The organism is Emticicia sp., assembly GCF_049241225.1.
In the GTDB taxonomy this organism is placed as follows: domain Bacteria; phylum Bacteroidota; class Bacteroidia; order Cytophagales; family Spirosomataceae; genus Emticicia.
The window spans coordinates 3,612-13,765 of record NZ_JBMLRC010000065.1 but is presented as its reverse complement, the minus strand read 5'-3'; the positions used below and the strand labels follow the sequence as shown (position 1 = coordinate 13,765).

The 10,154-nt window shown below is 36.0% G+C and carries 13 protein-coding genes and 1 pseudogene; 9 read left to right on the top strand and 5 right to left on the bottom strand.

Features of this window, described 5'->3' with window-relative positions:
* The first annotated feature begins 281 nt into the window (after nucleotides 1-281).
* The 3 genes from ACOVO2_RS04370 (at nucleotide 282) to ACOVO2_RS04360 (ending at nucleotide 4,565) form a co-directional block, all read left to right on the top strand.
* Nucleotides 282-2,117 (top strand): histidine kinase, encoded by a 1,836-nt coding sequence (locus ACOVO2_RS04370; RefSeq protein ID WP_421768789.1) that lies wholly within the window; start codon nucleotides 282-284, stop codon nucleotides 2,115-2,117.
* 4 nt (nucleotides 2,118-2,121) lie between these two features.
* Nucleotides 2,122-4,068, top strand: coding sequence for a histidine kinase (locus tag ACOVO2_RS04365; RefSeq protein ID WP_421768788.1), 1,947 nt, complete (start codon nucleotides 2,122-2,124; stop codon nucleotides 4,066-4,068).
* Between the two features lie 143 nt (nucleotides 4,069-4,211).
* Nucleotides 4,212-4,565 (top strand): LytR/AlgR family response regulator transcription factor, encoded by a 354-nt coding sequence (locus tag ACOVO2_RS04360; RefSeq protein ID WP_421768787.1) that lies wholly within the window; start codon nucleotides 4,212-4,214, stop codon nucleotides 4,563-4,565.
* Nucleotides 4,566-4,663: 98 nt separating this feature from the next.
* Here the strand turns inward: ACOVO2_RS04360 and ACOVO2_RS04355 are convergent, their stop codons facing one another.
* Complete coding sequence (locus tag ACOVO2_RS04355; protein ID WP_421768786.1) at nucleotides 4,664-5,437, bottom strand: AMP nucleosidase; 774 nt, start codon at nucleotides 5,435-5,437, stop codon at nucleotides 4,664-4,666.
* A 112-nt stretch (nucleotides 5,438-5,549) separates the two neighbouring features.
* Here ACOVO2_RS04355 and ACOVO2_RS04350 point away from each other — a divergent pair, with 112 nt between their 5' ends.
* A complete protein-coding gene (locus ACOVO2_RS04350; protein WP_421768785.1) occupies nucleotides 5,550-5,999 on the top strand; it encodes a type I restriction enzyme HsdR N-terminal domain-containing protein in 450 nt (149 codons plus the stop codon).
* A 53-nt stretch (nucleotides 6,000-6,052) separates the two neighbouring features.
* Here the strand turns inward: ACOVO2_RS04350 and ACOVO2_RS04345 are convergent, their stop codons facing one another.
* The gene (locus ACOVO2_RS04345; protein WP_421768784.1) at nucleotides 6,053-6,520 is read right to left on the bottom strand and encodes a hypothetical protein; all 468 of its coding nucleotides are present in this window, start codon (nucleotides 6,518-6,520) and stop codon (nucleotides 6,053-6,055) included.
* Nucleotides 6,521-6,777: 257 nt separating this feature from the next.
* Between ACOVO2_RS04345 and rpsF the strand changes: the two genes are divergently transcribed.
* The 3 genes from rpsF (at nucleotide 6,778) to rplI (ending at nucleotide 8,019) form a co-directional block, all read left to right on the top strand.
* Nucleotides 6,778-7,161, top strand: coding sequence for a 30S ribosomal protein S6 (gene rpsF, locus ACOVO2_RS04340; RefSeq protein WP_188763410.1), 384 nt, complete (start codon nucleotides 6,778-6,780; stop codon nucleotides 7,159-7,161).
* Between the two features lie 16 nt (nucleotides 7,162-7,177).
* Nucleotides 7,178-7,432 carry a 30S ribosomal protein S18 gene (gene rpsR, locus ACOVO2_RS04335; protein ID WP_188764753.1) on the top strand — a complete coding sequence of 85 codons (255 nt, stop codon included), beginning with the start codon at nucleotides 7,178-7,180 and terminating at the stop codon, nucleotides 7,430-7,432.
* A gap of 143 nt (nucleotides 7,433-7,575) precedes the next feature.
* Nucleotides 7,576-8,019, top strand: a complete 444-nt coding sequence (gene rplI, locus ACOVO2_RS04330) for a 50S ribosomal protein L9 (protein ID WP_188763412.1) — start codon at nucleotides 7,576-7,578, stop codon at nucleotides 8,017-8,019.
* A 64-nt stretch (nucleotides 8,020-8,083) separates the two neighbouring features.
* Here rplI and ACOVO2_RS04325 read toward each other — a convergent pair whose 3' ends face one another.
* The 3 genes from ACOVO2_RS04325 to ACOVO2_RS04315 are packed head-to-tail and all read right to left on the bottom strand — an operon-like array spanning nucleotide 8,084 to nucleotide 8,717.
* Nucleotides 8,084-8,245, bottom strand: coding sequence for a type II toxin-antitoxin system VapC family toxin (locus ACOVO2_RS04325; protein WP_421768783.1), 162 nt, complete (start codon nucleotides 8,243-8,245; stop codon nucleotides 8,084-8,086).
* The gene (locus ACOVO2_RS04320; protein WP_421768782.1) at nucleotides 8,245-8,472 is read right to left on the bottom strand and encodes a PIN domain-containing protein; all 228 of its coding nucleotides are present in this window, start codon (nucleotides 8,470-8,472) and stop codon (nucleotides 8,245-8,247) included. The genes ACOVO2_RS04325 and ACOVO2_RS04320 overlap by 1 nt, the downstream gene beginning before the upstream one ends.
* A complete protein-coding gene (locus ACOVO2_RS04315) occupies nucleotides 8,469-8,717 on the bottom strand; it encodes a hypothetical protein (RefSeq protein WP_421768781.1) in 249 nt (82 codons plus the stop codon). The genes ACOVO2_RS04320 and ACOVO2_RS04315 overlap by 4 nt, the downstream gene beginning before the upstream one ends.
* A 76-nt stretch (nucleotides 8,718-8,793) precedes the next feature.
* Between ACOVO2_RS04315 and ACOVO2_RS04310 the strand changes: the two are divergent.
* Together ACOVO2_RS04310 and ACOVO2_RS04305 are read left to right on the top strand one after the other, a co-directional pair.
* Nucleotides 8,794-8,934: pseudogene (locus ACOVO2_RS04310) on the top strand (50S ribosomal L9 C-terminal domain-containing protein); the annotation flags it as partial.
* Nucleotides 8,935-9,144: 210 nt separating this feature from the next.
* A partial coding sequence (locus ACOVO2_RS04305; protein ID WP_421768780.1) for a DUF7133 domain-containing protein occupies nucleotides 9,145-10,154 on the top strand: 1,010 nt, incomplete at its 3' end.

The window sequence follows — 10,154 nt, the reverse complement described above, 5'->3', positions numbered from 1 at the left end:
TATATTTAACGTTTTATTGGAAATAAGTATAAAGAACAATTTAATTGACAATATTTTACCACAGAGTTACACGAAGTACGACACGGAGTTACACAAGGGAAAATAGAAAAACTCTGGGCAACTCCGTGACGACCGTCGCTCGGTACAAAAAATAATATCGGTTCAATTTTTACTATTATTTACAATCTTGAATTAATACTTACTTGCGATTTATACAGCTTGTCATATTTTGCTTAGTTTTTAGCCTTAATTACAGTTTTGCACAAAAAACTGTTCCGATAATGCTATCTCGGCACCTGAATGACGAAGGTTTGCTTGACGCCACTCCCAACACTAACCTTTTTATAGATTCGACAAGTAAACTAAGCATCAACGAAGCTGACAAACAGTTATTTAAGCCATTAAAAGATTTTGCATTTGCACAGCTTTCTACTGAATACTATCAATATACTTTTTGGTTAAAACTGACGGTAAACAATCCCACAGACACGAGTATCAATGTATTGTTTACTACTGGCGTTCATAAAAGCCTCGAGGTTTTTAGAAAACAAGGCGGAGCGTTCATAAAACTCCAAACTACCAATCAGGCTCTGCGGCCCAACCAAAGAACCTATAAATTTGATGAATCATACCTACCTCTGAAGTTCGAGCCAAAACAATCGTACGAGTTGCTCATAAAGGTAACCGAACACCCGCAGATTTATTTCAAACTGAAACCCAAAATCATCAGTTATGCCGCTGAGTATGAAGATAAAATTAGGGCTTTTGATGATGAATATATTTATTTCGTTCACGATGGTATTTACATATCTATTTTGCTTTTTGTGGCAACCTACATGTTTATCATGTTTTTTATTGAACGTAAACGCTATTATATATACTACGGGTTCTATCTTTTTTTTCTGGTGTTATTTGGTTTTTGGGCCGTTGAACATTCGCCATACATCATGCTGATTTTCAGCTACTTGCCTTCTCTAAAGTTTTCTGCAAATAACAATACGTATTTACTCATTACAAATATTTTCTACTACCTTTTTCACTACGAATTTCTGGAATTACCTAAAATAGCTCCCAAATTCAGTAAAGTAATGGTCGGATACATCAAAATTCTTATCGGGCTTTTGGTAATAGATACATTTATCAATTTTGTGCTGAATGATTATTCGCTTGGAGGCAAAATATGGATTCTGACACAGCCTTTGATTGCTATTTTCGGTATTTACGGCACGGTTCAACTTTATCGCCTCAAAGGGCCTTTTGTTCGGTACATTCAAATCGGTAGTACGGTTCTGATAATAGGTGCAATCATTGGTTTTCTCGAACAACTCTTACTCATAAAGCCCGATGATAATGTTTTGATGAGACTCGCCCCGAGTTTTGGACTAAACTACGCAGTTTTGATTGAAATATTCTGTTTTTCGATGGCTTTAGCTTATAAAACATGGTTTTCGCAGCGTAAACGTAATCAGCTTTTTCGGTCAGTAAAGGAATCTGAATTACGCACACTTCGCTCTCAGATTAACCCTCATTTTATTTTTAATAGTCTTAATTCTATCAAAGCATATATTCTGAAAGACCGTCAGTTGGAGGCCTCCGAATATCTGACCGACTTTTCTACACTGATGCGGGCTATTTTACAGCAATCAAAAGAGAAATTTATCACATTGAATGAAGAACTCGAAACTACTTTACTCTACGTGAAGCTCGAAAATTTGCGTTTTGAAGATGGTTTTAGATTTAATTTTTCGATTGATGAAAGCATTGATACCGAAGAAATTTTAATCCCCCCTATGCTACTTCAACCATATATTGAAAATGCCATCAAACACGGTTTGATGAATAAAAACAATGACCGAATTCTTAATTTGAGTATCAATCAAGCATCGAAAGAAGAAATCCTGATAGTTATCGACGATAATGGCATTGGCCGAGAGCAGGCAGCTTTACAACGAAAAAATACAATTAAACATCAGTCAATGGGTATGAGTATCAACCACGAACGAGTACATCTTTTGAGTTTAACCAACGATTTACACATTTCGATAAAAATTATTGATAAAAAATCGCCCGATGGTAGTGCGGATGGAACAAGAGTAGAAATTTATTTACCAATTTGAAATTTTGAAACAACTCAAATTACATATCAAAAGTCTATCAATGGCAACGGTTTCGGTCAGAATCTTCTACGCAGCTTTGTATGTGTGCCTGAGCTGTTCAGTAGGATTTTCGCAGATACAACTAAAAGGCAAACTCAAAAAAAATACTTTTATCAATTATTCTTCCGAAGCGGCTCTATTTATTGATTCTTCGGCTAAGCTAATTCCAGCAAAAATTCCTCAACAAAAATTCGTTAGGTTAGCTAATGTAGAAATCCCAAAAAGCCTCATAAAAGGTTATAGGTATAATTTTTGGCTCAAATTTTCGGTCGAAAATCAAAGCAGCGATACACTTGATTTACTATTAACAACTGGGCCACATTATTCTACAATATTGTATCGTATAGAACACGACTCACTCGTAAAATTTGGCGAAGCACAGGAAAAATTCAGCAAATCCCAACGTCCGTTTCGCTCGGATGACCAGTACATCCCTACCCGATTTTTGCCCAAAAGTAACTATCAATTTTATGCAAAAATAAATGATTATCCACGAGAAGATTTTTCTTTACAAGTGATATTATGCGAGCAATCAACGGCAAACTTGCATAAACTCAATGCTTTCTACAACGAATACATTTATCTGATTACCTACGGTTTTCTGATTTCGGTTTTATTTTTTGTGGCTCTGTTTGTGTTTATATTTTATCTACTCGACCGCCAAATCTACTATTTATACTATGCTTCCTACACGATTTCGATTGGACTTTTTAATTTGTGGGAATACGAGCATTCGCCTTATATTCACCTTATATTCAACCAATTACAGTTCTTAAAATTCACGGGCAACAGCAATATTTATGTTTTCCTGACTCATATTTTTTATTTTTCATTCATCTTTGAGTTTCTCGAACTCAAATCTCGCTTTCCTTTATTGGCAAAAGTTTTCCGATGGGTAGTAATTAGTCTGGTCTTTATTTTACTGGCCGACATCCTTATCTTATTTGTATTCAAACGCTTAGATTGGAGTACGGAGTTATATTGGTTGTTTCAAGATATTTTTCCGATTCTCAATATTATTCTCTTATTTATGATATTTCGAGTGAAAGGACGTGTGGCTCGAAACATTCAGATTGGTAGCACTTTTCTGATGATCGGAGGACTGGCAGGCTTTCTGACTCATTATTTCGATAATACACAATTTATTTTACTCCGAATCGACCCAAGTCTTTTGTTTGCTGCGGGTACTTTACTCGAAGTTTTTTTCTTTTCGATTGCCATCGGAATCAAAAGCTACAATATTCAGAAAGAGCAAAAATCATTACAGAAATCGGTCATGGAGTCGGAGCTACGCACGTTACGCTCGCAGATAAACCCGCATTTTGTGTTCAATAGTCTTAATTCCATCAAAAGTTATATTCTAACTCATCGTTCGACCGAAGCCTCTGAGTATTTAACCGACTTCTCGACACTTATGCGTTCGATTTTGCAGTATTCTAAAGAACAATTAATTACGCTCGAAGAAGAATTAGAAATTTCCTTGCTCTATTTAAGCCTCGAAAAACGCCGTTTTGAAGAAAATTTTCTAATAAAATTTGAAATAAGTGAAGAAATTCAGACCGATGAAGTGCTGATTCCACCCATGCTCCTACAACCGTATCTCGAAAATGCTATCAAACATGGTTTAATGAATAAAGAAGGTTTCAGAGTTTTAAGCCTTTCCGCAATAAAAGAATCTGAGAAATATATCAGAATTGAAATAGAAGATAATGGGATTGGGCGAGAGCGTGCAGCTTATTTAAGAAAAAACACACCTAAGTATCAATCAATGGGCATGCATATCAATGATGAACGAATCAATTTATTAAGCAAAACCAACGATTTTTTGATTGAAATTCGTGTGGAAGATAAATTTTCGGATAATAACGTAGCCGAAGGTACAAGAGTAATTATACGTATTCCGATAGCGTAAAAATACCATTCAATAAAAAAAACACTGCCAAATAATAACTCAAACCTACCAAATATCCACCAAACCTACCAAATACTAAATGCGACTACCATTATAATTACTTTCTTGGCAACTTTGTTCTAACAATAACAAACCAAATAGCCATGAAAACTTTCTTTACAAAACCAACCTTTTGCGATCCTCAACTCATCTGGTTTGACCACGGAAAAACTTGTGTCCGACCCGAAGAGGTGGTTTACCTGAGTAGCCTCGAAAACTACACCGAATTTCATCTAAAATGTGGCAAAAAAGTTGTCTCTTCTCGCACACTCAAAATTCACGAAACACAGTTGATAAAAAAAGGACAATTTGCTCGTGTACATCGAAAGTTTATGCTCAATCTTCAATATCTCAAGCAAATCGAACGCCACGGGGAAGAACACATTGCTCTTCTAACAACTGGCGATAAAATCATAGTGTCGAGACGTAAAGCCAAGAGTTTCGGAAATCAAGATTGATTACTTTTCATAAACACGTGGTATGATTACGGCTAAAAATATGCCTAATCATTCCATGTGTTTCGTTATTACAACAACTAAATTCGAGTAGGTATCACTTACTCAAATCTTAAGTGCTTCACTGACTCACCAGAATTAGCCAATTCGTTCAACGAGTCAATACCAATCTGTAAGTGTCTTTCAACAAACGAGCTTGTTACTTTCTTATCACTTTCTTCGGTCTTTACACCATCAGGAATCATCGGGTTATCAGATACCAACAATAAAGCTCCGTGAGGGATGGCATTTACAAAACCAACTATAAAGATGGTAGCGGTTTCCATATCAATGGCCATTGCACGAAGTTCACGCAAGTAATCTTTAAAAGCCTCGTCGTGTTCCCATACACGGCGGTTGGTTGTATAAACCGTTCCGGTTTGATAATCTAACTCGTGTTTTTTAATCATTGAGCTAACTGCTCTTTGTAAGCGGAAAGATGGCAAAGCAGGAATTTCGGGACGAGCATAATCATTGCTTGTTCCTTCGCCTCTGATGGCGGCAATCGGAAGTATCAAATCACCAAGTTTGGTCGATTTCTTCAAGCCACCCACTTTACCCAAGAAAAGAACTGCCTTTGGCATCACGGCCGTGAGCAAGTCCATTACGGTTGCGGCTACTGCACTACCCATTCCGAAATTAATGATGGTAATGTTGCCAGCTGAGGCAGTTTGCATGGCACGGTCACGGCCTTTTACTTCTACTCCGAATTTCTCGGCAAACATTTCTACATAATTACCAAAATTGGTCAATAATATATAAGGTCTGAACTCTTCGAGGGGAGTACCAGTGTAGCGTGGTAGCCAGTTTTTTACGATTTCTTCTTTTGTCTGCATAGTTATTGCTATAAATTTGTTGTGAAATGCTGTAACGTTGATTACAGGATATTAGAGTACCCAACCCAAAATTTACGATATTAGTTCCAGCGTACCAAAACTTTTCTTAAATATGCACCAACTTAATCTTCCGCCCTACGCTTATAAAATTAAAGAAATGGACGGAAAAACTTATATTTTTGATACAATTCGTAAGAAATATTTGGTTCTCACACCCGAAGAATGGGTAAGGCAACACTTCATTAATTTATTATTAAATCATTATGGTTATTCAAAAAATCTGCTAAGACTGGAAGGAGGGCTGAGATATAATCGCCTACAAAAACGAACCGATATTGTGATTTTTGATAATGAGGGAAAACCATTTTTATTGGTAGAATGTAAAGCAGCCGATGTGGCTATCAATCGGGCCGTTATTGAGCAGGCATCACGCTATAACCTGACGTTACGATGTCCGTTTATGGTTGTAACTAACGGAATCAATACCTTTTGCTTTAAAGTTGACTTTGAAACTGGCCAATACGAACAACTGAAAGATTTACCAAAAATCAATAGGCTATAGGTTTTCACCCATAGCCTATGATAAATCTAATTTTTATGCTATCGCTCAAACAATTAATTTAGGCTCACAACGTGTTCTATAATTTCGAGAGCGTCGGTTTCGGCCTGCTTGTCTTTATCGTCAAAGATGATAATCAAGAAAAAATTGGTGTGGCTTTTTGGGTCAATCATCCCCGAAAACATTACTCGATGACCATCCTTAAAACCTTCTACATAATAGCCATCAAGGCCATCGCCTTCGATTGTGTGTTCGGCATCAATTTCTTGTAGCTTCATGGCATTTGCACCAGCAATCACGGCCTCGTCCATATCATCGGCTGAAATATTTTGCTCAAAAATGTGCATCATCAATTCCATACCATCGCCTTTCATTTCAAAATCGTTATTGGTATTTTTTGTTACTTTAAAATCATCAGGAACGGTAATTTGTAATTTATAACGCTCCCATACATAAGTTTTGTCGGCAATAAAGCCAAAAGAAGAAAGCGTAATAAGTACGATAGAAGTAATTAATGTTTTCATAGTTCAAATACATTTAATAGGTTAATAATGAGTAATATATCGAGCCAAAGGTATCTATTTAGTTAGATTGCAGCATCAATATCGACCATAATTTTATCAACTGGTAAAGAGTTTGGCCATCAACTCCCCTATTTTTATGATTTTGAGGTAAAAATCATTATTTTTTCAATCTAAATTTTTCATTATACATAATTATTCTTACCTTTGCACCCTCATTTTGAGAAAAATAAATTTTATCATTTAACACTGTTTTTAGTATGTTTCAAAACCAGTATGAGACAGTTTTCATTCTAACTCCCGTTTTATCTGAAACTCAGATAAAGGAAGCTGTCGACAAATTCAAAAAAACATTAACTGATTCAGGTGCAGAAATCGTTCACGAAGAACATTGGGGACTTCGTAAATTGGCTTACAGCATCCAGAACAAGAATACGGGATATTATCAATTAATTCAGTTTAAAGCTGCCCCTACGACAGTTGCAACTTTGGAAACTGACTACAAACGTGATGAGCGTGTAATGCGTTATTTGACTACGAAATTAGACAAATATGCTATTGATTACAGCGACCGCCGTAGCAAAGGACAAATTGGCAGAAAAAATGTAGAAACAGCTCCGAAAGAAGCAGAAACTGAAAATTAAGATGAGAAACAACGCAATGTCACTCGTAAACGACCCTGTGGATAGAAAAGACCAGGCTCGCAAAAAATATTGCCGCTTCAAAAAAGCAGGTATCAAATATGTTGATTACAAAGACGCAAACTTTTTATTGAAGTTTGTAAACGAACAAGGAAAAATCCTTCCTCGTCGTTTGACTGGAAACAGCCTTAAATTCCAACGTAAAGTATCGGTTGCCATCAAACGTGCAAGACACTTAGCTTTGATGCCATTCGTAGCTGATGGACTTAAATAATTGTGAATGACCGAATGAATCAATGAGTAAATTATTATTTTCTCATCAATTTATTCAAAATATTTACATTTTAACAAAACTGAGTGTTCGAGTATTTTTATTCATTAAATCTATCATTCACTCATTCAATCATTAATTAAGAAATGGACATAATATTAAAAACTGATATTGCTGGTCTTGGATATAAGAATGACTTGGTTGCTGTAAAACCTGGTTATGCTCGTAACTATCTAATCCCGCAAGGTTTTGCTCAGTTAGCTACTGAGTCTAACCGTAAGATTTTAGCTGAAAATCTTAAACAAGCTGCTCACAAAGCTGAAAAAATCAAAACTGCAGCTTTGACATTGGCAGAAGAAATTGGTGACATGGTAATCACTATTCCGATGAAAACTGGCGAAAGCGGTAAAATTTTCGGACGTGTTACTAACACTCAAGTTTCTGACTACTTGAAAGAAAAAGGATTCGACATCGACCGTAAGAAAATTACGATGGATGATGTGAAATTCGTTGGTGATTTCTCAGCAATCCTTGACCTTCACAAAGAAGTTAAGCACAAAGTTGCAGTTAGCGTAGTAGCTGAAGCATAATTTAAGGCTTTGTGTAAAAATATAAAGGCGTGTATTTCGAAAGAAGTACACGCTTTTTTGGTATCTAATAATTTATCAATTTCTGAGATGGTCGATATATTTTCAATCCTTCAACTAATGTAAAATCTGAAAGATTTAAAGTTAATACTTCAAGGCTATTAGCTTTGGCGATGGCAGCAATCAATGCGTTAGGAATACCAATTTGCCGACTTGATAAATCAGACATTATTTGTATAAATATTTTTGAAGCATCTTTGGTAATATTGTACCGATTAAATTGTCGAATAAGTGTTTTAGTTTGTTTTCTTCACCCTTTCTCATTCCGAAATAAATTTCACCAATTGTCACATCACAAATTGCTAAATTCTCATAGCCAATCTTCTCTAATTCATCGATAACTATCGAATTACCTCTAAAAATCTCAAAAATAATATTCGTATCACAAAGTATCATTTAACCCCACGACCTCCCCACGCTTGTTTTCTATAATCACCAAAATCTTTCCACTCGGTTCTGTCTTTCCAGATACCAAATGTATTGTTGATTGCTTCCTTTATGTCTGATTCCTTTTCACCTTTTTCAAATGAAACTTCATCCTCCACGTGATTACTGCTGAAAGTAATATTCATTGCTTTCAACATATCAATTAACAATTCTTCCTGTTTTGGTGTGACCTCTAATTCTAAGATTGTTCTCATCTTTATCCTATTTTCTAATCAAATCAAATAAAAAATCATTAAACACCCAATCTTACTTGTAAACTTTCACTCTCATTTACAAGAAAAAGGATTCGACATCGACCGTAAGAAAATTACGATGGATGATGTGAAATTCGTTGGTGATTTCTCAGCAATCCTTGACCTTCACAAAGAAGTTAAGCACAAAGTTGCGGTTAGCGTAGTAGCTGATGCATAAGACTTAGTGTTTTGACATATAAAAAGCGTGTATTTCTGATGAAAAACACGCTTTTTTTGTGCATATTTTTACCAAAACAAATCACTTCCACAATAAGCCTAAACAAAAAGTATTAAAAAATTGTAAATTGCATAGTCCTTGAAAAAAGGTGTGAGCATGAAAAACTTTTTCATGAACTAAATGTTTTTTCAATTAAAAACCTTAACAAAAATGACTACAACAAGACCATTTCGAATTGTATTTGGCTTATTATTAACTCTTTCTATTACTATTGCGGGCTTTAAGTTTATTGACTTCAACGAACCGAAAATCTCGTTGGAAGGCTATCAGATTGAAGATGGTTTTGAGCTGAGCGTGATTGCTTCCGAAAAACTCTTTAAAGCCCCCGTAAGCATGGACTTTGATAATAAAGGGAGAATGTGGGTGGTAGAAATGATTGGCTACATGCCAAACCTGGAAGGTATCGGCGAAGAAGAACCCAACGGCCGAATTTCGATATTAGAAGACCACGACAAGGATGGTATCATTGACCATTCTAAAACTTTTCTCGATAAACTCACCTTACCTCGTGCGTTGGCTCATGTATACGGCGGACTCTTATATACTGACGGGCCAAAACTTTGGTTTGTTGAGATTAAAAATGATAAACCAGGTAAAAAAACGCTCGTTGACCCAATTTATGCCGAAGGAGGCAATGTGGAACATACCTCGAATGGCTTAATGATGAACGTTGACAATTGGATTTATAACGCCAATTATAATTTTAGGTATCAGCTACGCAATGGAAAGTGGATAAAAGAACCAACTTCGTATCGTGGACAATGGGGTATCACGAAGGACAACTTCGGGCGACTCTACTACAACAACAACAGTGTGCAGCTACAAGGCGATTATGTTTTACCTAATAAAGCTATTAGAAATAAGTTTTTCAAACCTTCGGCTTCGGAAGGACAACGACTTACTTCCAATAAAGTATATCCGATTCATGCAACTTCGGTCAATCGTGGCTACCAAAAGGGCGTTTTGGATGAACGAGGCTATCTAAAAGAGGTTTCAGCTTCATGTGGACCTTTGATTTATAGAGGTGGAGCTTTTCCGGCTGCCTACAATCAAAATGCGTTTGTTTGTGTGCCAGAGGCGAACCTAATCAAGCGAAATACCTTAAACTTTAATAATACTCAAACTACTGCTAATCAGGCTGTTGAAGGTAAGGAGTTTAT